This window comes from Sphingomonas jeddahensis, assembly GCF_001981525.1.
GTDB lineage: Bacteria > Pseudomonadota > Alphaproteobacteria > Sphingomonadales > Sphingomonadaceae > Sphingomonas > Sphingomonas jeddahensis.
In genome coordinates this window covers 97,766-120,281 of record NZ_MPSB01000010.1, presented here as the reverse complement: position 1 = coordinate 120,281, position 22,516 = coordinate 97,766, and the positions used below count along the sequence as shown (strand labels likewise).

The 22,516-nt window shown below is 67.7% G+C and carries 17 protein-coding genes; 5 read left to right on the top strand and 12 right to left on the bottom strand.

Features of this window, described 5'->3' with window-relative positions; genetic code table 11:
• Positions 1-232: 232 nt before the first annotated feature.
• Positions 233-1,015, bottom strand: coding sequence for an SDR family NAD(P)-dependent oxidoreductase (locus SPHI_RS11365; protein ID WP_076745061.1), 783 nt, complete (start codon positions 1,013-1,015; stop codon positions 233-235).
• A gap of 166 nt (positions 1,016-1,181) precedes the next feature.
• Entirely contained in the window at positions 1,182-2,387 is a 1,206-nt protein-coding gene (locus SPHI_RS11360; RefSeq protein WP_076745060.1) for an acetyl-CoA C-acetyltransferase, read from the bottom strand.
• A gap of 81 nt (positions 2,388-2,468) precedes the next feature.
• On the opposite strand from SPHI_RS11360, the gene SPHI_RS11355 reads away from it, so the two are divergent.
• Positions 2,469-3,134, top strand: a complete 666-nt coding sequence (locus SPHI_RS11355) for a nitroreductase (RefSeq protein ID WP_076745059.1) — start codon at positions 2,469-2,471, stop codon at positions 3,132-3,134.
• 203 nt (positions 3,135-3,337) lie between these two features.
• On the opposite strand, the gene SPHI_RS11350 is transcribed toward SPHI_RS11355, so the two are convergent.
• Positions 3,338-3,598 (bottom strand): hypothetical protein, encoded by a 261-nt coding sequence (locus SPHI_RS11350; RefSeq protein WP_076745058.1) that lies wholly within the window; start codon positions 3,596-3,598, stop codon positions 3,338-3,340.
• A 190-nt stretch (positions 3,599-3,788) separates the two neighbouring features.
• Positions 3,789-5,186: a DEAD/DEAH box helicase gene (locus SPHI_RS11345; RefSeq protein ID WP_076745057.1), complete on the bottom strand. Its 1,398-nt coding sequence runs from the start codon at positions 5,184-5,186 to the stop codon at positions 3,789-3,791.
• A 268-nt stretch (positions 5,187-5,454) separates the two neighbouring features.
• Between SPHI_RS11345 and SPHI_RS11340 the strand changes: the two genes are divergently transcribed.
• Both SPHI_RS11340 and SPHI_RS11335 read left to right on the top strand, forming a co-directional pair.
• Positions 5,455-5,769, top strand: coding sequence for a hypothetical protein (locus SPHI_RS11340; RefSeq protein WP_233130899.1), 315 nt, complete (start codon positions 5,455-5,457; stop codon positions 5,767-5,769).
• Positions 5,756-7,294, top strand: a complete 1,539-nt coding sequence (locus tag SPHI_RS11335; RefSeq protein WP_076745056.1) for a methyl-accepting chemotaxis protein — start codon at positions 5,756-5,758, stop codon at positions 7,292-7,294. The genes SPHI_RS11340 and SPHI_RS11335 overlap by 14 nt, the downstream gene beginning before the upstream one ends.
• Before the next feature lie 236 nt (positions 7,295-7,530).
• On the opposite strand, the gene SPHI_RS11330 is transcribed toward SPHI_RS11335, so the two are convergent.
• The 3 genes from SPHI_RS11330 to SPHI_RS11320 form a co-directional block, all read right to left on the bottom strand.
• A complete protein-coding gene (locus tag SPHI_RS11330; RefSeq protein ID WP_076745055.1) occupies positions 7,531-8,850 on the bottom strand; it encodes a methyl-accepting chemotaxis protein in 1,320 nt (439 codons plus the stop codon).
• Positions 8,851-9,088: 238 nt separating this feature from the next.
• On the bottom strand, positions 9,089-10,243 hold the full coding sequence (locus SPHI_RS11325; protein WP_076745054.1) for an acyl-CoA dehydrogenase family protein: 1,155 nt from the start codon (positions 10,241-10,243) through the stop codon (positions 9,089-9,091).
• 71 nt (positions 10,244-10,314) lie between these two features.
• A complete protein-coding gene (locus SPHI_RS11320) occupies positions 10,315-10,743 on the bottom strand; it encodes a thioredoxin domain-containing protein (protein WP_076745053.1) in 429 nt (142 codons plus the stop codon).
• Positions 10,744-10,806: 63 nt separating this feature from the next.
• On the opposite strand from SPHI_RS11320, the gene SPHI_RS11315 reads away from it, so the two are divergent.
• Positions 10,807-12,744 carry an energy transducer TonB gene (locus SPHI_RS11315; protein WP_076745052.1) on the top strand — a complete coding sequence of 646 codons (1,938 nt, stop codon included), beginning with the start codon at positions 10,807-10,809 and terminating at the stop codon, positions 12,742-12,744.
• 49 nt (positions 12,745-12,793) lie between these two features.
• Positions 12,794-13,798, top strand: a complete 1,005-nt coding sequence (locus SPHI_RS11310; RefSeq protein ID WP_076745051.1) for a fumarylacetoacetate hydrolase family protein — start codon at positions 12,794-12,796, stop codon at positions 13,796-13,798.
• A 129-nt stretch (positions 13,799-13,927) separates the two neighbouring features.
• On the opposite strand, the gene SPHI_RS11300 is transcribed toward SPHI_RS11310, so the two are convergent.
• From SPHI_RS11300 to SPHI_RS11280, 5 genes are all read right to left on the bottom strand, one after another.
• Positions 13,928-14,797, bottom strand: a complete 870-nt coding sequence (locus SPHI_RS11300) for a PaaI family thioesterase (RefSeq protein WP_076745049.1) — start codon at positions 14,795-14,797, stop codon at positions 13,928-13,930.
• Complete coding sequence (locus SPHI_RS11295; RefSeq protein ID WP_083719950.1) at positions 14,794-16,104, bottom strand: cytochrome P450; 1,311 nt, start codon at positions 16,102-16,104, stop codon at positions 14,794-14,796. Before SPHI_RS11295 ends, SPHI_RS11300 begins: the two co-directional genes overlap by 4 nt.
• A 65-nt stretch (positions 16,105-16,169) precedes the next feature.
• Complete coding sequence (locus tag SPHI_RS11290; RefSeq protein WP_076745048.1) at positions 16,170-19,487, bottom strand: error-prone DNA polymerase; 3,318 nt, start codon at positions 19,485-19,487, stop codon at positions 16,170-16,172.
• A 21-nt stretch (positions 19,488-19,508) separates the two neighbouring features.
• Positions 19,509-21,851 (bottom strand): DNA polymerase Y family protein, encoded by a 2,343-nt coding sequence (locus SPHI_RS11285; RefSeq protein WP_233130897.1) that lies wholly within the window; start codon positions 21,849-21,851, stop codon positions 19,509-19,511.
• Positions 21,763-22,512, bottom strand: coding sequence for an ImuA family protein (locus tag SPHI_RS11280; protein ID WP_076745047.1), 750 nt, complete (start codon positions 22,510-22,512; stop codon positions 21,763-21,765). The genes SPHI_RS11285 and SPHI_RS11280 overlap by 89 nt, the downstream gene beginning before the upstream one ends.
• Positions 22,513-22,516: the final 4 nt, after the last annotated feature.

Sequence of the window (22,516 nt, the reverse complement as noted above, 5' to 3'; positions counted from 1 at the left end):
AGGCGCCAGGGGGCGGGGCGGGACATTTTTCCGGGCCTTTGTGGGCAGGGGCGGGCGGGCGTGAGCCGACTGAGGGTGGCTGCGGTCAGCGAGTTGCGCCCGCCGGGCCGATTGCGACCAGCGGCGGGCCGTCACGGGAGCCAAGTCCCGTGACGTCAGACGCGATGCGCAGCATCGCGCTGGCCGGCCTTGGGCGTAGTCGCGTGCAGCATGCACGCGCTCGCCCGGCGGCTCACCGCGGCGCCATGCGGATCGCGCCGTCGAGGCGCACGTCCTCGCCGTTGAAATAGCCGTTCTCGATCATCAGTGTGGCGAGCGCGGCATATTCGTCGGGTTCGCCGAGGCGCTTGGGGAAGGGAACCGAGGCAGAGAGCGCGTCCTTCACGTTCTGCGGCGCGCCCTGCAGCAGCGGCGTGTTGAAGATGCCCGGCAGGATTGTGTTGACGCGGATGCCCTCGTTCATCAGGTCGCGCGCGATCGGCAGGGTCATGCCGACGACGCCGCCCTTGGACGCGGAGTATGCCGCCTGGCCGATCTGGCCGTCCTCGGCCGCGACGCTGGCGGTGTTGACGATCGCGCCGCGATCACCGTCTTCGGTGGGATCGAGCGTCATCATGCCGGCGGCCGACTTGGCGATGCAGCGGAAGGTGCCGACGAGGTTGATCTGGATGATCCAGTTGAACGCATCGAGCGGGAAGTGCTTGATCGAGCCGTCTTCCTTGCTGCGGCTGGCGGTCTTGATCGCATTGCCGGTGCCGGCGCAGTTCACCAGGATCCGCTCCTGGCCGATCGCCTCGCGCGCCTTGGCGAAGCCGGCGTCGACCGATGCCTCGTCGGTGACGTTGACCTTGCAGAACACGCCGCCGAGTTCTTGCGCGAGCGCCTCGCCCTTTTCTTCCTGAAGGTCGAAGATCGCGATCTTGACGCCCTTGGCGGCGAGGCGGCGCGCGGTGGCCGCGCCAAGGCCCGAGGCGCCGCCGGTGATGACGGCGGATATTGTGTTGTCGAGTTTCATGGTAGGATCCCCTCCCGGGATGGTCATGCTGAGGTTTTGCTTCCAGCATCCACGGTTGAACTTGGCGCTGCGACAGCGCTCCGATTGCTGACGCTAGGCCAAGCACGACCCTGGACCCCGGCACGGAGGCCGGGGTGACGGAGCGTGCTTGGCTGGCGAGTGGCGCTTACTCCGCCGCTTGCGCGACGTCGCCCTGCCAGTCGCAATTTTCGATGATGGTGACATTGGCGACGCCGCCGCCCTCGCACATCGTCTGCAGGCCGTAGCGGCCGCCACGGCGCTTCAGTTCGTGGACCAGCGTCGCCATCAGCTTGGTACCCGAGGCGCCAAGCGGGTGCCCAAGCGCGATCGCGCCGCCGTTGACGTTGAGCTTGTTCGGATCGGCCTTCACATGCTCGAGCCAGGCGACCGGGACCGAGGCAAAGGCTTCGTTCACTTCGTAGAGGTCGATGTCGTCGATCGACAGACCGGCCTTCTTGAGCGCCTTGTCGGTCGCGAACAGCGGCTCTTCGAGCATCACCACCGGATCGCCCGCGGTGACCGTCAGATTGACGATCTTCGCCAGCGGCTTGAGGTTGTACTTCTTCAGCGCTTCCTCGCTGACGATCAGCACCGCGCTGGCACCATCGCAGATCTGGCTCGACGAAGCGGCGGTCAGCACGCCGTCTTCGGACAACTTCTTCACGCCCGCCATACCCTCGGCCGACGCATCGTAGCGGATGCCTTCGTCGCTGGTATGCAGTTCCTTGCCCTCGGCCGTCTCGACCTCGATCGGAACGATCTCGTCCTTGAACTTGCCGCCCTGCGTCGCCGCAACCGCCTTGCGGTGCGAGTTGAGCGAATAATCGTCCAGCTTCTCGCGGGTATAGCCGTATTTCTTGGCGATCATCTCCGCACCAGCGAACTGGTTGAAGTTGATGCCCGGGAACTTCTCCTCGAGGCCCGGCGACTTGTTCTTGCCGAGACCGGCGTCGTAGAACAATTTGTACGTGGAACCCATCGGAACGCGCGACATGCTCTCGATGCCGGCCGCGATCACCACGTCCTGCGTGCCCGACATCACGGCCTGGGCCGCGAACTGGATCGATTGCTGCGACGAACCGCACTGGCGGTCGATCGTCACCGCCGGGGTCGATTGCGCGAGCTTCTTGGACGCGAGCACGGCGTTGCGGCCGACCTGGCCGGCCTGCTCGCCACCCTGGCTGACGCAGCCCATGATCACGTCCTCGACCGCATCGCCGGGGATCCCCGACCGTTCGATCACCGCATCCAGCACTTGTGCCGCCAGATCGACCGGATGAACCCCCGCGAGCTTGCCCCCGCGCCGTCCACCAGCCGTCCGAACCGCTTCGACGATATACGCCTCGGGCATCTTCCGACTCTCCATAACAGATGTTATCCCAGCCGCTCATGTGGCGCGATTTGACGCGCTCGGCAAGAGGTGGAGAGGCGAATGCATGTTTCCGCAGCGGTGAAGGAGCGGCGCTCGGTGCGCGGGTATCTCGACAAGGAGGTGCCGCTGGAGGTGTTGAAGGAGCTGGCGCTGAAATCCGCTCGTGCGGCGACGGGCGGCAATATCCAGCCGTGGCATATCGACATCGTCACCGGCGCCAAGATGGACGAGCTGAAGGCGATCATGCGCGGCAAGATCGAGCGGCGCGAGAAGGAAACGCCGGGCTATGACATCTATCCGCGCGAAATGACCGATGCGACCAAGGCGCGCACCTTCCAGATCGGTGAGATCATGTACGGCCATCTCGGCATCCCGCGCGAGGACAAGCGCGCGCGGGCGGAATGGTTTTCGCGCAACTTCCAGTTCTTCGGCGCGCCGGCGGCCTATTTCGTGACGGTGGACCGGCGGATGGGGCCGCCGCAATGGGCCGACCTTGGCATGTACCTGCAGAATCTGATGCTGCTGGCGGTCGAGGCTGGGCTGGCGACGTGCCCGCAGGAATGCTGGGCGGTGTACCCGAACACGGTGGAGGCGTTTTTGGGTACGCCGGCGGAGCGGATGCTCTTTTGCGGCGTGGCGATCGGGTATGAGGATGTCGAGGAAGCGGCGAACCGGACGCGCAGCCCGCGGGCGCCGGAGGAGGAGTGGTTGACGGTTTTGGCTTAGGCGATCGCCTAGCTACGCCGTCATTCCCGCGTAGGCGGGAATCCATACGCGCTGACGTTGCGGCTCTACCCCGGCGCTGCGTTTATGGATCCCCGCCTGCGCGGGGATGACGTGAGTGGGGGGGAGGGTGGTGTCTTACCGAGACCTGCGCCCGCGTACAGACCCTCACCCCGACCCTCTCCCCCGAGGGGAGAGGGAGTAGGTCAAACCTCCGCTGGTTGCGCTTCCTTGAGCGCGGCGAGGACCATGCGTTCCCAAACCGCCGGGTCGCCGGCGGCGGCCATGGCGGCGCTGGGGGCGCGGAGAGTGTGGAGGACGGCGATGGCGGCGTCGCGGTAATCGGGCCAGGCGGCGTCCACCGCCCCGCCCGCGGATTCCTGATCGCCATGGCCGTTGGCGCTGAGCCGCTCGCCGGCGAGCACGCGGGCGATGCGTTCCACCAGGGGGCCGGTCGCGATGTCCATGGTTGTTTCTCCTCTTGTCGAGGAGAGCAACTGACCAGGGGCGCGTCCGGTTGCAGGATGCCGTGCGAGACGAAGGGGAGGGGCCTCCACTCCGTTCGTACTAAGCTTGTCGAAGTACGTGCCTCAGGCGTTTTCGCTCGTGACACGCCCTTCGACAAGCTCAGGGCGGACGGGTGATGGGACGCGTGTCTTAGGCCTGCGCGGTTGCCCGCGAGCCACCGCCGCCGCCGCGACCGCGTCCACCACGGCCACGTCCGCCGCCGCCGCCGCCCGGACGACCACCGCCGCCGGCACCGCCGCCACGACGGCTGGCGTTGGCGTAATCGCGCGTCGCGGTCGGCGCATGGTTTGCCTTGGGACGCGCGGGGCCGCGCTGCTGCCGCGGGCGATCCTCGCGCGGAGCAGGATCGGCACCCATCACCTTGACGCGCGCGGCCTTGAGCGCCTCGCCGCGCTTCATGAAGTCCTCGGGCAGCGCGCGCTGCGGGATCTTCTGGCGCGTCGTCTTCTCGATGTCCTTCAGGTACGGCCGCTCATCGTCGGCGCAGAAGGAAATGGCGATGCCGCTCGCGCCAGCACGCGCCGTGCGGCCGATGCGGTGGACGTACTGTTCCGGCACGTTGGGCAGTTCGAAGTTGAACACATGGCTCACCCCCGAAATGTCGATGCCCCGTGCCGCGATGTCAGTCGCGACGAGGATCGGCACTTCGCCGCTCTTGAACGCGGCGAGCGCGCGCTCGCGCTGCGGCTGGCTCTTGTTGCCGTGGATCGCGTTGGAGGCGATGCCGTTGCCGGCGAGCAGCTTCACGACACGGTCGGCGCCATGCTTGGTGCGGGTGAAGACCAAGGCGCGGTCGATCGTCTCGTCCAGCACCAGCATCGTCAGCAGCGCCTGCTTTTCGGCCTGATTGACCAGCACGACCTGCTGCTCGACCCGCTCCGCCGTGGTCGCGGCGGGGACCACCGAGACGGTCTGCGGATCGGTGAGGAACTGGCCGGCGAGCTCGCGGATCGATGAGGGCATGGTGGCCGAGAAGAACAGGGTCTGGCGACGGCGCGGGACCATGCGGACGATCTTCTTGAGCGCATGGATGAAGCCGAGGTCCATCATCTGGTCGGCTTCGTCGAGCACAAGGATCTCGAGCATCGTCAGGTTGCAGAAACCCTGCTCGACCAGATCGAGCAGGCGGCCGGGCGTCGCGACGAGGATGTCGACGCCGCGCGACAGATCCTGCCGGTTCTTGTTGATGCTGGTGCCGCCGAAGACGGTGGCGACGGTCAGCCGCGAGTTCTTGGCGTACAGCCGCGCATTGTCGGCGATCTGGTTGGCGAGTTCGCGAGTCGGGGCGAGGACCAGCATGCGGGCATGCGTCGGCAGCACGCGCTTCTCGCTGCCGAGCAGGCGCTGGATCGACGGCAGCACGAAGGCCGCGGTCTTGCCGGTGCCGGTCTGCGCGATGCCGAGCAGATCGCGGCCGGTGAGCACGGTCGGGATCGAGTCGCGCTGGATCGGCGTGGGCGTAGAATAGCCCTTAGCTTCGAGCGCGCGGACGAGCGGCTCGGCGAGGCCGAGGTCGGAAAAGGACATGGTATTACCTACATATGATCGCGGCACCGCGGGCCGGTCGGGCACACGGATGGCGGGGAAAATTGACACCCCGCGTGACTTGGGAAGCCGGTTCGATCGACCGAGACGGAGCCTGGGCACGAAGCCCGATCACGCTGCATACGTCTCGATACGGCGCCAGATGTGCGCGATGGCGGCAAAAGTCAAGTTTGCGCGGATTACGTAACGCCAGAACAGCGGCCCGTTAACCTTTACCCCGTCCTAACCCTTGGCGTGTCAAAGGGCGGCGATGATTGTCCGTTTCTCGCCCGCGAACATGTGCATCATTCTCGCCCAAATCGCCGTCGGGATAGCCGCGCTTGCGATGCTCGCGCTAGCGCCGCCAGCGCATGGCGCGATGCTGCTTGTCCCGCTGATGAGCGATGCACCCGCCGCGCGGCTGGCGCGCGACAGCCATGCGTTGCTGCTGGAGCAGGGCCCGGCGGGCAGCCTGGTGGTGCTTGGTGATCGACAGACCTTGTTCTGGCCGTTGCTGCGTGCGGGCGTGCTGGCGGTCGCGGCGCCCGTCCCGCTGTGCGGAGAGGCTTCTGATGTCCTCGCTTGATCTGTTGCGTATCCGCGCGATCCGCACCCTGGCGCTGGTCGGCTGGCTTTGTCTGCCCGTGCTGTTGATCTGGGGCACGGCGATGGGATCACCCAACACCGGCCTGGCGCTGGCAACCGCAGCACTCGGCAACGTCATCCCTACCTGGATGGCGCTGCGCCGGCGGCACGACGCGGCCGCACGGATGAACTTTGCCGTGCTCGCGGCACTGCTGCCAGCGACCTATGTTTATCTGCTGTCTGGCATGACCTGGCAGATGGACGCGCATATGTACTTCTTCGTTGCGCTGTCGATGTTGGCCGTCCTGTGCGACTGGCGTCCGCTGGCGCTCGCTTCCGTGCTGATCGCGCTGCACCATCTGGTGCTGTCCTATCTGCTGCCGACCTGGGTATTTGAGAATGACGGAACGATCACGCGCGTGCTGTTCCACGCGCTGGCGATTGTGCTTCAGTTTGCGGCGCTGACCTATCTTACCACGCGGATGCGCCACCTGATCGTGGCGCAGGACAAGGCCCGGGCCGAGGGCGAGCGGCTGGTCGCCGAGGCGGAGACCGAGCGCAGCAAGGCCGTCGCGGCGCTGGCGGCGACAACGGCGGCCGAGGAACGCTCTGCGCACGAACGAGCCCGGCGCAAGACGGCGGAGGCGCGGCTTGCCGAGGAGCGCCGAAGCGCACTGATCGCACTGGCCGACGATTTCGAGCAATCGGTGGCGGGGGTGGCGATTGCGATCGAGGGCGCGGCCGCGACGCTGGAGGGGTCGGCGGCGACGCTGACACAGATTGCGGCGGATGCCGGGCGCCAGGCGAACGAAGTCGCTGCCGGTGCGGCGCAAGCGGCCGGGGCGACACAGGACGTTGCCGATGCCGTGCATCGGCTGACCGATTCAATCGGTGAGATCGCCGAAAGCGCCGATGCGCAGGCGACACTGACCGGCGCTGTCCGTCGCAATGCGGAGGAGGGCAAAAATGCGGTGCTCGATCTGGCCGCGCGCGCCGGAGACATTGGCGGGCTGGTAGGCGAGATCCACGAGATCGCCACCCGCACCAACCTGCTGGCGTTGAACGCCACCATTGAGGCGGCCCGGGCGGGCGACGCCGGGCGCGGCTTTGCGGTGGTGGCCGGCGAGGTAAAGCAACTCGCCGGCGGCACGGCGCGCGCCAGCGACAAGATCGTCACCCTGATCGACAGTGTGCGCCAAGGCGTTGCCGCCACGGAAACGAATATCGTCGGGGCAGCCGATGCGGTGCTTCGCGTCGCAACCGCCGCGGGCGACATCAAGGGCGCGGTTGCTGGCCAGCGCGGTGTCGCGGCGGAGATCGAGCGTACCGCGCATGAAGCAGCGCGGGGAGTGGATATGATCGAGCAGCGGATCGCGCGGGTCGCGGCGGTGGCAAACGAAGCGGATACGCTGTCGCGGCATGTACGCGAGGCGGCCGGCTCACTGTCCGATCACGCAAGGCGCCTGCGGCGCAGCACCGACGGGTTCGTGGAGCAATTGCGGACGGGTGAACGCGAGGCCGCCTGAGGTCGGAGGCGCTGCGCCTCGACGTTGTTCGGGACGAGCGGGTGTGCGAGGGATCTTTTCCGCCGTAGGAACAGTCGCCGCCGTTCGCCCTGAGCTTGTCGAAGGGCGTGTCATGGGCGCACGTGCTTCGACAGGCTCAGCACGAGCGGGGTGCGGTGGTGTGCTCGCTTTAGCTGGCCGGTTCGCTTTGGGACACGCCCTCCCCCAGCTCCTCCCGCACGCGGGAGGGGAGAAGTTTACGCTGCCGCAAGGGTATCCAGAAAGGCCAGCATGTGGCGTTCCATCTCGTCTGCACGGGTGGAGAGCGATACGGCAAGGTCGCTCATCGCTGCCGCATCCTGCCCGGCGGCGCGGGCACCGTGGAGGATGTCGTCGATCGTTCTGCTGATGTGATCGGTGGCGGCGCTCGCCTCGACGACATGACTGCTGATTTGCTGACCGGCTTGGGTCTGCTCACCAACTGCTTCGGCCACTGCGGCGGAGAGGCTGTCCAGCGTGTCGATTGCGCCGCCGAGATCGCTTTGCGCCGCGCGCACGCCACCGGTCGCGGCACGGACCCGGTCGATTTCGCGGGTGATGTCGCCGGCGGCGGTTCGGGTCTGCGCGGCAAGCGCCTTTACTTCATTGGCGACGACCGCAAAGCCGCGAGCGGACTCGCCGCCGCGCGCCGCTTCGATCGTGGCGTTGAGCGCGAGCATGGTGGTGCGCCGTGCAATCTCGTCGATCAGCGCGGTGACGGCGCCAATAGAATCCGCCGCCTCTACCAGCCCGTCGATCTGCCGCGCGCCGCAACGCGCCCGATCGGTTGCAGCTTCGGTAGCGTTGCGGGCGTCGCGCGTGCTGCGTTCCACCTGCGCCAGTGCCCCGGCGAACGCCTTGGTGCGCTCGGCGACTTCGGCGAGGTTGGCCGAGGCTTGGCCGGTGGCGGCGGCAACCGCGGCGGTGCCGTCGCCGATCTGTTGGGCACGCTCGGCCATGCGCAACGCGGTATCGGCAACGGCGCGCGAGGCTTGTGCGAGATCGGCAGCGAGCGCGCGGGCGTCCGCCTCGAAAGTCCGGCTCGCCTGCTGGATCGCGGCGCCGCGCTCGCCGGCGCGCCGGCTGTTGGCGGCATCGCGATCGGCCGCGACGCGCAGCAGGGTCGTTTGGTCGATCGTGCCGAGATAGCGGCCCTGGTCGGTGATGATCAGGCCCTCAGCGCCCGGCTGCTCCTGCCAGGCGGCAAGCATCGCGGCGGCGCCGGCATGGAGCGGCACAACGGGGCACGGGAGAACGTGATCGCCAAGGCCGATCGCCAGACTGCGGTTCGACAGCAAGGCGTAGCCGAACGGGCTGAACAGTAATTGGCGCACGTCTCGCTCGAAAATCGCGCCCACTGGCCGTTGAAGGGGGTCCACCACCGCAATCATCCGAAGGCGCGGCGCCGCACGGAACAGCGTGACCGCCTCCAGCATGCGCGCGCCGACCTCCACTGACGAGCGATTGCCGATCCATGTTTTGTCGATCGCATCCGGCACCGTTTCGCTCGGCGCCCAGACCACTCCACCTCGGCTCATTCGTGCGCGTCTCCGTTTGCACTGTCCGGACGGCGAGTAGGCGCGCGGTGGTAAAGGTAGCGTTAGGTATTTGTGTCGGTTCGGTGACAGGGGGTGTGCCGGCAGATCGTCCTCCCTGATGAGGGGGGACCAGAAGCGGAGCACGCCAACGGCGAAGCCGTCGGCCGGATCGGGCGCGATTGGCGCCCGCCCGCCGGCCGCGCGAGCTGTTCGCTGCGCGACCGGCGCGGAGCCGCGCCTACAGCTTGCGCGAAATCACTTCCTTCATGATCTCGTTGGTGCCGCCGTAGATCCGGCTGACGCGCGCGCCGCGCCACATCTTGGCGATCGGATATTCGTTCATATAGCCGGCGCCGCCATGCAGCTGGAGGCACTTGTCCATCACCTCCCATTGCAGGTCGGTGTGCCACAGCTTGGCCGCGGCGCCTTCCTCGTTGGTCAGCTCGCCCTTGAGGTGACGCGCGATCGCCCAGTCGAGATGCGCCCAGCCGACCTGCAGCTTCGCCTTGAGATCGGCGAGCACGAACTTGGTGTTCTGAAAATCGAACACCACGCCCTTGAACGCCTTGCGATCCTTTACGAACGCAACCGTATCGTCGAACGCCTTTTGCGAGGAGGCATGGGTCGAGACCGCGATCGACAAACGCTCCTGCGGCAGCTGGCTCATCAGGTAGATGAAGCCCATGCCCTCTTCGCCGAGGCAGTTGGTGATCGGCACGCGCACGTCCTCGAAGAACAGCTCGGACGTGTCCGCCGCGTCCTGACCGATCTTGTCGAGCTTGCGACCCTTGCTGAAGCCCTCGCGGTCGCTTTCGACCAGGATGATCGACATGCCCTTATAGGCGGGCTGCGCATCCGGATCGGTCTTGCAGACCACGAGCGTCAGATCGGTGTTCTGGCCGTTGGTGATGTACGTCTTGGAGCCGTTGATGACGTAATGATTGCCGTCCTTGCGCGCAGTGGTGCGGATCGACTGGAGGTCGCTGCCGGTGCCCGGCTCGGTCATCGCGATCGCGGTGATCACGTCGCCCGAGACCATCTTGGGCAGCCATTCCTTTTTCTGCTCCTCGGAGCCGTAATGCTCCATATAGCCGGCGACGATGTCCGACTGGAGCGAGAAGCCGGCGGGGACGCCCGAATAGGCCATTTCCTCATCGACGATCGCGTTATAGCCGAAGTCTAGGCCGAGCCCGCCATATTCCTCCGGCACGGTGGGGCAAAGCATCCCGACCTCGCCCGCCTTTTGCCAGAAGCTCTTGGGGACCAGGCGGTCCTTTTCCCACTGGTCGGAATTGGGCACGCCTTCCTTGGCCAGGAAGCTGCGCACGGTCTGGCGGAATGCCTCGTGATCCTCGTTGTAAGCGAAACGGCCCGCGATCTGGTCGAGCGACATCAGGGAAAACCTCTCCGGAATTGATGTGGCTGCTTGTCGCGAGCGGCGCCGAATGGGTCAAGTAACTTTTGTTATGGTGCCCGGCAGCGTGCGACGAGCGCATGTGTGCGGGCGGCATCCAGCCCGCCGCGCCGATCGGCACAGATCGCGCCCTTGGGTCCGATCGCCACGCTATATGGAAGGCCCGGTGTCCGCGAGAGCAGGGCGGCACGCGCCGGCGCCGCGACGGCGGGATCGGGCAGCCAGCGCCGCGCCGGCGACAGCGCGGCGACCATCCGCCGCCCGGCCTTGCTGTCGTCCACCAGCAGCACGCGCACGTCATAGGGCGCCGCGGCGCGCGCGATCTCGTCGATGTGCGCCAGTTCGACCCGGCATGGCGCGCACCAGCTGGCGACCAGCAGCAGCACCGTCCGCTCAGGATAGTGCACCGCCGGCGCGGCACCGCCAAGCAGGAGCAGCGGCACCACCGCGATGCCGGGCCAGAATGATCTTTTCGGCATCAGACAGGCTCGACTCCGAAGCGGAAATGGTGATGGTCCCTCCGGGGCTGAAGGGGGACGATCATGCTGTTTCTGCTTGCGATGCTGGCTGTCGGTCAAGGCGCGGCTGCCAAGCCGCCGTCCACTGCCGCTACGACCATGCAGCAGCAGTTCGATGCCGCGAGCGAAGCCGCCGCCATGCCGGGCAAGTGCGGCGAGGCGATCGGGATGTTCGAGGCACTCGAGCGCACCGGTGCCGCCCGCCGCAGCGCATTGGTCGCCGCCGCGGTCGACGTCCGCAAGGGTCGCTGTCTCGTCACGGTCGGGCGGGTGCCGGAGGGTGAGGCTGCGATCCGCCGCGGCCTGCCGCAGTTGAAAGCGCGCGGTGCCGCCTTCGCCGGCGACGTTCGTGACGCGTCGATCACCTTGGGCGAGGCCGCGTATCAGCGCTTCGATTATGATGCCGCGGTGCGCGACTATGAGGTGGCGCTCAGCCAATCGGAGGGGCTCGCGCGGTTGATGCCGCTGATGCTGATGTCGCGCGCGCTGATGTTCGATCACGATGGCCGCGCGCTGCGCTACGCCGAGGAGGCGCGCACGATCGTCCGCGCGACGCCGACCGCGTCCAAGCACGACATCGCCAACGTGCAGACGCAATATGCCCGCGTCCTGCTCAATGAGGGACGCGACAAGGAGGCCTATGCCGAGTTGCGCGACAGCCTCGCCAAGCAGGGCGGACTCGATTCGAAGGTCAGCCTCGACGAGGTCGCCACGCGGTCGGACCTCGCCATCGCCGCGTTGCGCAACAAGGATGTCGATAGCGCGCGACGCTATCTCGCCTATACCGGCGCAGGACGGATGAAGGATGCTCCCTTCTCCAGGGCGGCGTCGATGGATCCGCCGGCGTGCGATCCTGCCGCCGGTTTGACCCCCGAGGATGTCGCGATCGTGGAATTTGTGCTGGCGGAAGACGGCCATGTCGCCAGCGCGATGCCGATCTTTTCCACCGGCAGCCGCGCGACCGCGATCGCCTTTTCGCAAGCGGTTCGCGATTGGTCGTGGCGCCCCGACGATGCCAAGGCGATCCCGCCGTTCTTCCGCTATGGCTCACGCGTGGAGCTGCGCTGCATCCGGGCGCCGGAGGGGCCCTCGGTCGTTGAGCCGCTGGTGGAGTCGATCGACGCGTGGTTCGCGTCGCGCGGGCTGAGTGAACCGGCGTGGCGGGACATGTCGGACGCAAGCGCCCTGCCGCTGCAGCGCACCGCCGCTGCCGAGGGCGGGGTTGCGGGCCTGCGCGCCACCCTGGCGCTTGCGCGCAATCCCGTGATCGACCCGGAGGAAGCGGCAACGCTGCGTGGCCAGGTGATCGCTCGCGCCGCCGCAGCTGGTGCACCCGTCGCGATCCGCGTCGTCATGGAATTGATCGACACGCGTGACTGGAACGCGAAGAAATATCGCGAGGCGCTGCGAGGGCTGCTGACGGAGCCGCCGGTTGCCGCCGATCCGCTCGCCGCCGCCACCGTGCGGCTGACGATCGCCGCGCCGCGCTACAAGTCGCGTCCGCCGGAGGATGCCGCGGCGCTGCTCGACGCGGTCGTCTCGGCGCCTTTGCCCGACACTCATCCGATCAAGACCGCCGCGCTGCTGCAACGTGCGAACTTGCTGGCGGCCGGCAACGATCTGGCTGGTGCGCGGGCGGCGTTTGCCCGGACGGGGCTTACCGCCGAACAATGTGCGCTGGTGGATCTGAGCCCCGCGGCCACCCGCCCCGGCGGCAGCGCCAATGACTATCCAATGGAAGCGGTGCGCATGGGCTTCGAAGGCTGGGTGCGCGCCGAGTTCGATATCACCGCCGACGGCCGGACGGCGACGCAGCGCGCGGTGGCGGCCTATCCGCCGTTCATCTTCAATGAGGCGGCGGTCGGCATTGTACGCGGTTCGCGCTGGACAAGCAGCTTCCGGCCGGAAGGCGCGCTCGCCTGCGCGGGGCAACAGCGATCAGTCACGTTCCGCATGCCCTAGCGGCCGACCTCCTTCGCGCTTATCACCGAGCGCGAAGGAGAGGTGACGGATGAAACTAGCGAGCCTGAAGCATGGGCGCGACGGCAAGCTCGTCGTGGTGTCGAACGATCTCGCCTGGTGCGCCGATGCCGGCCATATCGCGCCGACGCTGCAGGCGGCGCTGGACGATTGGGATCGGCTGTCGGTCGATCTCGAGAACCTTTCCACCGATCTGGAGCATGAGGTGATCCCGCGCGAGCGGTTTCACGAGCATGACGCCGCCTCGCCGCTGCCGCGCGCGTATCAGTGGGCGGATGGCTCGGCGTACGTGAACCATGTCGCGCTGGTGCGGCAGGCGCGTGGGGCGGAGATGCCGGAGAGCTTCTGGCACGATCCGCTGATGTATCAGGGCGGGTCGGACGGCTTCCTGGGGCCGCGCGATGCGATCCCGCTCGCCGACGAAAGCTGGGGCTGCGACCTGGAGGCCGAGGTGGTGGTCGTCACCGGCGACGTGCCGATGGGCGCGAGCCGCGAGGAAGCGCTGGCGGCGATCCGGCTGGTGGGGCTGACCAACGACGTGTCGCTGCGCAACCTGATCCCGGGCGAGCTGGGCAAGGGGTTCGGCTTCTTCCAGTCGAAGCCGGCGTCGGCCTTCTCGCCGGTGTTCGTGACGCCTGAGGCGCTGGGCGATTGGTGGCGCGACGGCAAGCTGCACCGCAAGCTGATGGTGGACCTCAACGGCCAGCCGTTCGGGCGCGCCGAGGCGGGCGAGGACATGACGTTCGACTTCGGGATGTTGGTGGCGCACGCCGCGAAGACGCGCGCGCTCGGGGCGGGAACGATCGTCGGGTCGGGCACGGTGTCGAACCGTGATGCGGATGGCGGGCCGGGCAAGCCGATCGCGCAAGGCGGCGTCGGTTACTCGTGCATCGCCGAGGTGCGCACGATCGAGACGATCGGCGGGGGGAAGCCGGTGACGCCGTTCCTCAAGGCTGGCGACACGGTGCGGATCTGGGCCGAGGACGATCGGCATCATCCGATCTTCGGGGTGATCGAGCAGGTGGTTGGCGAATGAGCATCCTTCTCCCCTCCCGCTTGCGGGAGGGGCTGGGGGAGGGCGTGTCCGCGGGCAGCGATCGCAGTGATGGACAGCCCCTACCCCGACCCGTCCCGCAAGCGGGAGGGGAGAAAGGGCGCATTGTGACTACGGGCGCGGCAGCTCGAACGCTTGGACGTCGCCAGCCGCGTCGCTGATCGCCAACATCCGTGCGATCGCGACGGGTTTCGCTGGATCACCCTGGTGCGCCTCGACGTCGATCGTTGCCGCGCGGCGACCGGTGCGGCGGGGGATCACGCGAGCGATGAGCGGGTGCTCGGCGCGGGCGGGGGCGAGGAAGCGGACTTCGATGTCGATGGGGCGGAAGCTGGTGTCGATCGCCAGCACCGCCGCATGTTCGAGCAGCGCGGCAATGACGCCGCCGTGGTAGGCGGGGAGTGGCGCGCCGACATGCTCGCTTCGGGGGCGCATCATCAGGCCATCGGGTGACGAGATCGCGTCGAGATAAAGCGCGAAGGTCGCGACGTCGGACGGTGGCAGGATCTCGCGGCGGTCCTCGATGCGGTGGCCGCCGCCGCCTGGCATCGATCCGATGAGATAGCGTGCGAGCGCCGCGCCGACCGGCACGCCGTCCGCGAGCAACCGCCCGCGGGCGAGCGCCAGGTCGCCTTCGCGCACCACATCGTCGATCGCGCAATCGAGCGTGCCATCGGGCAGCGGGCCGAACCAATCGACGCGCAGGTCGAGCGTCATCATCGGTGTCGGCTGCGACAGGCTGGCGAACACGCCGCTTGCGGTCGCCTGATCCGCGAGGACCAAAGCTGCGCCGCGCGAGACGCGGCCGGCGGCGTCGCGCACCGCCGGCAGCTTCGCGTCGAGCGAGGTGACGATCGGGCCCCCTAAGCTCGCGCGCTGCGCCATGCCCAGTGCGGCACAGGCGGGGATGGTGCGCAAATGCTCATTGGCGTTGCTGCCCGGAAAGCCGGGATACAGCCGTTCGGCGTCGTCGCGACTCACTTGACTTGATACCGGATCGGCAGGTGCTTCATGCCGCTGACGAAGCTGGCGCGCGTCCACGACGGGTCGCCGGCGAGTTCGAAATGGTCGAAGCGGGCGAGCAATTCCTCGAACAGGATGCGCATCTCCAGCTTGGCGAGATGCTGGCCCAGGCAGAGGTGAGGGCCATAGCCGAAGGCGAGATGCTGGCGCACGTTCGCGCGATCGATACGGAAGGCGAAGGGGTCATCGAACACCGCGGTGTCGCGATTGGCGGACGGATAGGCCATGACGAGATTGTCGCCGGCCTTGATCGGCACGCCGCCGACCTCGGCATCCTTGGCCGCGGTGCGGAAGAAATGCTTCACCGGACTGGCCCAGCGGATCATTTCCTCGATCGCATTGGGGAGCAGCGCGGGATCGTTGCGCAGCTTACGCATCTCGCCCGGATTGCGGATCAGTTCGAGAAGGCCGGCGGAGGAGGACGAACTGGTCGTGTCGTGGCCGGCGGCGGCGATGATGAGGTAGTAGCTCATCGCCTCCATATTCCCCATCGGCGAGCCGTCGGTGAGCGTGGCATTGGCGATGATCGTCGAGACGTCTTCGCGCGGGTTCGCCTTGCGGTCGGCGGTGATGCGGTCGCACCAGGCGTTGAACTCGGCGATGGTCGCAAACAGCCCGCCCATCTCCTCGGGGCGCATGTGGTCGAAATCCTGCGCGCCGAACACTTCCTGGGTGATCTTCATCAGGAATTGCTCGTCCTCGCGGGGGGCGCCGAGCGTCAGCATGATGACGCGCAGCGGGAACCAGATCGCGACTTCGGCGGCGAAATCGCATTGGCTGCCTAGTGACGCCATGTGCTCGACGCTCTCCTTCGCCAGCACACGGATGTCGGCTTCGAGCTGCTTCATATATTTGGGCGAGAAGTAGCCCTGCGTCATGGCGCGGAAGTGCTTGTGGTCGGGGTTGTCCATGCTGACGAGGTTGCGGGTCAGCTTGTTGCCGCCGGTCAGCGCCATGATCCGTTCCTCGTCGGCGATCGTCGCGAGCGTCAGGCGCGGATCGTTGAGGAAGGTTTCGTTGTCGAGCTCGACGCGGCGGATGTCGGCGTGGCGCGCGACCGTCCAGAACGGGCGATAGCCTTCGGGCTCGCACCAATAGACCGGCGCTTCTTCACGCAAATATTTGAAGATCGCGTGATAGCGTTCCTCGTGCGCGTAGCTGTCGGCATCGACAATCGCGGCGTCGAAGGCAGGCTTGTCGGCGGGCGAGGGGACGTGCGGGGTCAGGCCGATCGCGGGTTCGGGCAGGACGGCGGCAGTGGCCATGCGAATCTCTCTCCATGCTGCCGGTCGGTCGCCGGCTCGGGGAAGATGCTAAGCCGAGTGCTTTACTAATGGAAGTCATGGCTGCGGATCGGGATCACGTCTTCAGGGCGCTCGCGATAATGATAGTCGACGCGCCCTTTGTGCTTCCAGCCGGGATCGCCGCGGTCGGGGGCGCCGGGGTGGGTGGCGCCGTCGCCGCGTGCGACGAGTGAGGGCAGGTCGATCTCGCCGACCTCGCGCAGCATCCATGTGAGGTCGGTGATCAGGTCTGCGACGACGTGGATGACGATGCCTTCCTTTTGCACGCGGCCGCGAATGCTGACCATGGCGGAGGACATCACCGTGCGGCGCTGCGCCTCGAACCGGTCGGGCCACAATATGCCGTTGGCGACGCCGGTTTCGTCCTCAATGGTGATGAACAGCACGCCCTTGGCGCTGCCGGGGCGCTGGCGGACGAGGATGATGCCGACGACGTCGACCAGCGTGCCTTCCTTGATGGTCTTCAGGTCGCCGCAGGGAACGCAGCGGCGTTCGCTGAGGCGGCCGCGCAGAAAGGTGAGCGGGTGCTGACGCAGCGTCAGCTGGGTGGCGCGATAATCCTCCACCACCTCGCGGCCGGCGGTGAGCGCGCGCAGGTGGACGGGCTCCTCCCTGGTTTCGATGGCGGCGAGGAGGGGGAGCGGCGTGTCGCCGAGGCCGCGGATCGCCCAGAGCGCCTGTCGTCGGTCGAGCCCCATGCCGGCGAAGGCATCGGCCTTGGCGAGCTTTTCCAGTGCGGCGAGCGGCACGCCCGAGCGGCGCCAGACGTCCTCGACCGAGGTGAACGGGCGGATGGCGCGGGCGGCGAGGATCTTGCCGGCGTCGGCGGCGGCGAGGCCGTGGACGATGCGCAGGCCGAGGCGGAGGGGGTGGAGGCTTGTATAGGGTGGAAGAAGGCGCGCTTCGCCAAAGGGAAGAGGCTTGTGGGGCTTGGCTTCAAGCAGCGTCGTGTCCCACTCGCTGGTCATCACGCAGACCGGCAGCACTTCCACGCCATGCGCGCGGGCGTCGCGGACGATCTGCGCGGGCGCGTAGAAGCCCATCGGCTGGGCGTTGAGCAGCGCCGCGCAGAACACGTCGGGATGGTGGCATTTCATCCAGGACGAGGCGTAGGCGATCTTGGCGAAGCTGGCCGCATGGCTTTCGGGAAAGCCGTAGCTGCCGAAGCCCTCGATCTGCTTCACCAATCGCTCGGCAAACTCCAGTGCGATGCCATTGCCGCGCATGCCCGAGATCAATTTGTCGCGGAACTCGCCGACGCCGCCGGTCATCTTGAACGTCGCCATCGCACGGCGCAGCAGGTCTGCCTCGCCCGGCGTGAAGCCGGCGCCTAGGATCGCGACCTGCATGGCTTGTTCCTGAAACAGCGGCACGCCCAGCGTCTTCTGCAGCACGTGCTTCAGCTTGGGGCTGGGGTATTCGATCTTCGCCTGATCCTCCTTGGAAAGCGCGCGGCGCTTCAGATACGGATGCACCATGTCGCCCTGGATCGGGCCGGGGCGGACGATCGCGACCTGGATGGCAATGTCGTAGAAGTTGGTCGGCTTCATCCGGGGCAACATGCTCATCTGCGCGCGGCTCTCGATCTGGAACACGCCGAGCGTATCGGCTTGGCGGATCATCTCGAACGTCGCGGGATCGTCGGTCTGCAAGGCGTCGCTCGCTAGGCCGAGTCGCAGGTTCTTATGCGCGGCAAGAAGATCAAAGGCGCGGCGCATGCAGCCAAGCATCCCAAGGCCAAGGATGTCGATCTTCATGAAGCCGAGATGTTCGATATCCTCCTTTTCCCATTCGATGACACGGCGATCGGCCATCGCGGCGGGTTCGATGGGAACAAGATCATGCAGCATGTCGCGCGTCAGCACGAAACCTCCGGGATGCTGCGACAGATGGCGCGGGGTGCCGATCAATTCCTTGGCAAGTTCCAGCGCGAGCGCGAGACGCGGCTCGCCCGCATCGAGATTGAGTGCCTCGACATGGCTGTCGGGAACGCCTTCGTTGGACCAGCCCCACACTTGTCCTGCCAAGGCGCTGGTCATGTCTTCAGGCAGGCCAAGCACCTTGCCGACTTCCCTGATCGCGCCACGGGTACGGAAGCGGCTGACCACTGCCGTCAGTGCAGCATGACGATGGCCGTAATTCTCATAAATCCACTGGATCACCTCTTCGCGCCGCTCGTGTTCGAAATCGACATCGATGTCGGGCGGTTCGCGACGTTCCTCCGACACGAAACGTTCAAAGAGGAGCTGATGCTTGATCGGGTCGATCGAGGTTATGTTCAGGGCAAAGCAGATGACCGAATTGGCGGCGCTGCCGCGCCCTTGGCACAATATTTCCTGACTGCGCGCAAACTGGACGATCGAATTAACCGTCAGAAAGTAAGGCGCGTAGTTCATCTTCTCGACCAGCTTGAGTTCGTGCTCGAGCTTTTCGCGATACGCCGGGGGCGGGTTGGCGCCGAAGCGCTGGCGCAGGCCGTTCCACGCCACGGTGGCGAGCGCCTGCTGCGCCGATTTGCCGGGGATCACGATTTCGTCGGGATATTGATAGTCGAGGTCGCGCAGTTTGAAGGTGCAGCGCTCGACGATCGCCTCTACCGCGGCGAGCGCGTGGGGATGATCGGCGAAGCGGCGAGCCATCTCCGCCGGCGGCTGGAGGTGGCGATCGGCATGACGTTCGCGGCGGTAGCCGAGTTCGTCGATGGTGCATTTCTCGCGGATCGCGGTGACGACGTCGTGGAGCATGCGCCGGTCGGGCGCGTGGTACAGCACGTCGCCGGTGACGAGCGGGGTCAGGCCATGCGCTTCGGCGGCCTGGGCGGTTTCGTGCCAGCGGCGGCGCTCGCCGGGGCGTCGCCAGGGCGTGAGGCAGACATGGCCGCGCGTGCCGAAGATGTCGGCGGTGGCGGCGAGCGCGGTCGGGGCCGGTCCGCTACGGCCAGGCACCAGCGCGGCCACGAGACCGGCAGCGTGCGCGGCGACATCCTCCCAATGAAGGAAGCATTGACCCTTCTCGCCATGCTTCGCATCGGCGCGTGACTTGCCGAGCGTGAGCAGGCGGGTAAGCCGGCTCCACGCGGCGCGATCCTCCGGCCAGACCAGCAAAGATTCACCGGTGACGAGATCGAGCCGGCAGCCGGGGATCGAGCGGATGTGGAGCCCGTGTTTCTTTTCCAACTGCTCGCAGGCGAACAGCGCGCGGACGACCCCCGCGACCGAGTTGCGATCGACGACGCCGAGCGCGGGCATCCCCATCATGGCGGCGGTAGTGAACAATTCCTCGCACGACGAGGCGCCGCGCAGGAACGAGAAATGCGTGGTGACCTGAAGCTCGCTGTACGTCACGCGGCGAGCCCGGCTTGCCTGTCACGCAAAGGTGCCATGGATGTACCAGCTCAGGTCGCCCGTTTCGGCGCGCACGCCGTCGCCGCGGCGGAAGAGCCAGAAGCGGTGGCCATGGCTGTCCTCGACCCGGAAGTAATCGCGCACGGCGCTGCGTTCGCCGGGTCGGCGCCACCATTCGCCGGTGATCCGTTCGGGGCCGTCGGATTGTGTCACCAGGTGCTGACGGCCGCGCCAGATGAAGCGATAGGGCGCGCGGTCGGGCATTTCTGCGAGCACTTGGTCGAGCGGTTCGGGGCGGCGTAGCAAGCGTGCGGGGCGTGGCCAGCGTGGGTGCCAGGGATGGTCAGGCGTACGGCGGTCGAGTTGGCGCACGTCGTGCCGCTTCAGCCGCAACGCCTCTGCAGCGACCGGATCGAGCGGGGGGAGCGGCGAGACCGAGCGCTCCGGCACGTCGCTTTCGACCGGCTGGTGGCGCCACAGCCGCGCGGGGCCGATGCGGTTGGCGAGCGTGTCGACCAGCGGGGCGAGATCGGGCGCCTGCTGCTCCGCCAGCGCGGCGCCGAGCGCTTCGGGGCCGAGCGGATCGGCGCGGACGAGGTGGAGCGTGAGCGCGTCGAGGCCGTAGCCGACCTCGATCTCCTCGATGCGGCGAGTGATAAGGCGCAGGAGGTGTGCGGGATCACGGCTGGCGCGGGCGAGGCCGATGCGGATCACCTGGTCGGTCGAGTCGACGCGTGCGGCGACGAAGGCGAGTGCGCGGGCGCCGAGGCCAGCCTTGGCGAGGTCGACGGCGAGATCGTCGACGAGGCCGGCGAGCCAGTGGCCGATCGCCTCGGCGGTGGCGATCGGTTCGGCGAAGCGGCGGGTGACGGCGATCGGCTGCGCGGGGATGACGGGATCGAGCGGTTCGGGCGCGGCGCCGGTCGCCTGGTCGAGGCGATGCGCGATCGCCTTGCCGAAGCGGCGGACGAGTGGCGCGCGGGGGAGCGCGGTGAGTTCCCCGACCGTGTCGACCCCGAGGCGGGCGAGGAGCTCGCGCGCCGGTTCGTCCAGCCGCAGCGCGGAGATGGGCAGTGGCTCGAGCGCGGCGACGTGCGCGCCGGGCGGTATGATCGCGGCGCGGGCGCGCTGCCGGGCAAAGGCCCAGGCGGCGCCGGCAGTGTCGGCGATCGCCACCTGCGCAGTGATGCCGAGCCGGGCGAGCAGGCGCAGCAGCCGGCGGGCCATGCGTTCCTCCCCGCCGTGGAGATGGGCGGTGCCGGTGATGTCGAGGAACAGGCCGTCGCTGTCCGATACGGCGACAACCGGGCACCAGCGGCCGGCGAGCGTGGTGGCGAGTTGTTCGAGATCGGCGCGGTCGCCCACGGGATCGGCATCGCGCACGTCGAGGTTCGGCACGGCGGCGCGCGCCTGCGTCAGTGCGGTGCCGGCGGTAAGGCCAAGCGCGCTTGCTTCGGGGGAGGCGGCGGCGATTTCGACGCGGCTGGCGATCTTGTGGACGGTGACGAGGGGTGGGGAAACTTCTCGAACTTCGCGCTTATGCGGGAGTGTTGTGTGAGTTTTGAAAGAAGGGCTGTGCCTTTTCTCCTCCGTTCGCACTGAGCCTGTCGAAGTGCGTGATCGAGGTGCGCCGTTTGGGGCACGTCCTTCGACAGGCTCAGGACGAACGGATTGGGGGGCGCACACCCTTGCGACCATGCCGCCAAGCGTGCGGCCGGTGTCGAAAAAGGCGGCGACGCCCGGGACGTGCGCGCCGGCGTCGTTGGAGCCGCAGCGGGCGTGCTTGTCGGGGTGCGGGCCTTCGCCGGGGTAGCGGACCGACGGCATCGCGTTCCAGCGCGCGAGCGCGGCGGCGGCGCGGTCGTCGGCGTTGGGATCGAGGCCGTCGAAGCCGCGCCAGCGCTTGGCCGGTACGTCCTCGGGATCGGGGCGGACGGGCAGCGTCGATCGCACCGGGCGCGTGCCCTCGTCAGGAGGCATGGCCTTGAACGGATTGTCGGCGGCTTCGCTGCGGCGGCCCATTTCGCGCATCGGGGGGCGCTGGTGTTCGGGCATCGCCTCGATGCGGCGCGCGACATCCTTGCGAGTCGACTGCGACCACGGCTTGTCTTGGGGTTTTTCAGTCTTCTCAGGCGCAGCCGCGTCCGAGCGCGCCCAGCGCGCGCCGGGGCGCCAGCCGGTGTTCTTGGGCGCGTCGCACTGCAGCACCTGCTCCTCCGCCACGGCGGCGGCGAGCGGGGCGAGGTCGAGCGATGACCCCGAGTGGGAGCCGGTATCAGGCCGCGGCGGTGCGCGGCGACGCTCGGCCCGGCGCACGCGATCGATCGCCCAGTGCGGCAGGTAGAGCGAGACGACCCGTGTCATCGCAAGCCTCCATCAAGGTTTGGAAGGGATCGCCGCCGCGCTGGCGCTCCAGCGCGACGGTCCAGCGCGCGCGGCCCATGCCGTGGCGCGAAGGGGCGGAAGGGGCGGAGGTGATGCGCCAGCGGGTGAGCGCAGCGGAGGGGGTGCCAAGCGGATCGGCATCCTCGCGCGGGTGGCGGCGCATGAGGAGGGCGATGGTACGCCCGCCTTCGGCCGCCAGTTGCAGCCGGCGTGTGGCGCCCATGGTGGCGCGCTTCACCTCGCCGATCACGGCGCCCAGGCCGCGGTGACGCAGTCCTTCCTCCATCAGCGCGAGCAATTCTGCATCGTCGCGCGCTTCGGCATAGAGCACGCGTTCGGGCGACAGGCCGGCCTGGTAGAGGCCGGGGGCGAACAGGTCGCGGCGGCGCACGACCCATAATACCGGACCCCAGGCGCGCGCGGCGATTCCGGCAATGAAGAGCGTGGCGGCGGCGTCATCGCCGAGGTTTGCGGTGCCGGCGGCGATCTCGTGCAGCGCGTCGAGCCGCAGGCCGCCATCGGCGATCCGCGAATCGAATGTGGGGATGCCGAACGGCAGGGTCTCGCGCCGGCGATAACCGTCCCCCTCGATGGTGCGGAGCGTTTCACGCAGCTCGGCAATGATGGCAGGGGAGGGCACAGGC

Coding starts and splice junctions, on each gene's coding strand:
- SPHI_RS11340 (WP_233130899.1), top strand. CDS start 5,455: ATGATTGTCCGTTTCTCGCCCGCGAACATGTGCATCATTCTCGCCCAA.
- SPHI_RS11365 (WP_076745061.1), bottom strand. CDS start 1,015: ATGAAACTCGACAACACAATATCCGCCGTCATCACCGGCGGCGCCTCG.
- SPHI_RS11315 (WP_076745052.1), top strand. CDS start 10,807: ATGCTGTTTCTGCTTGCGATGCTGGCTGTCGGTCAAGGCGCGGCTGCC.
- SPHI_RS11285 (WP_233130897.1), bottom strand. CDS start 21,851: ATGACACGGGTCGTCTCGCTCTACCTGCCGCACTGGGCGATCGATCGC.
- SPHI_RS11310 (WP_076745051.1), top strand. CDS start 12,794: ATGAAACTAGCGAGCCTGAAGCATGGGCGCGACGGCAAGCTCGTCGTG.
- SPHI_RS11360 (WP_076745060.1), bottom strand. CDS start 2,387: ATGCCCGAGGCGTATATCGTCGAAGCGGTTCGGACGGCTGGTGGACGG.
- SPHI_RS11320 (WP_076745053.1), bottom strand. CDS start 10,743: ATGCCGAAAAGATCATTCTGGCCCGGCATCGCGGTGGTGCCGCTGCTC.
- SPHI_RS11345 (WP_076745057.1), bottom strand. CDS start 5,186: ATGTCCTTTTCCGACCTCGGCCTCGCCGAGCCGCTCGTCCGCGCGCTC.
- SPHI_RS11330 (WP_076745055.1), bottom strand. CDS start 8,850: ATGAGCCGAGGTGGAGTGGTCTGGGCGCCGAGCGAAACGGTGCCGGAT.
- SPHI_RS11335 (WP_076745056.1), top strand. CDS start 5,756: ATGTCCTCGCTTGATCTGTTGCGTATCCGCGCGATCCGCACCCTGGCG.
- SPHI_RS11295 (WP_083719950.1), bottom strand. CDS start 16,104: ATGGCCACTGCCGCCGTCCTGCCCGAACCCGCGATCGGCCTGACCCCG.
- SPHI_RS11325 (WP_076745054.1), bottom strand. CDS start 10,243: ATGTCGCTCGACCAGATCGCGGGCCGTTTCGCTTACAACGAGGATCAC.
- SPHI_RS11355 (WP_076745059.1), top strand. CDS start 2,469: ATGCATGTTTCCGCAGCGGTGAAGGAGCGGCGCTCGGTGCGCGGGTAT.
- SPHI_RS11350 (WP_076745058.1), bottom strand. CDS start 3,598: ATGGACATCGCGACCGGCCCCCTGGTGGAACGCATCGCCCGCGTGCTC.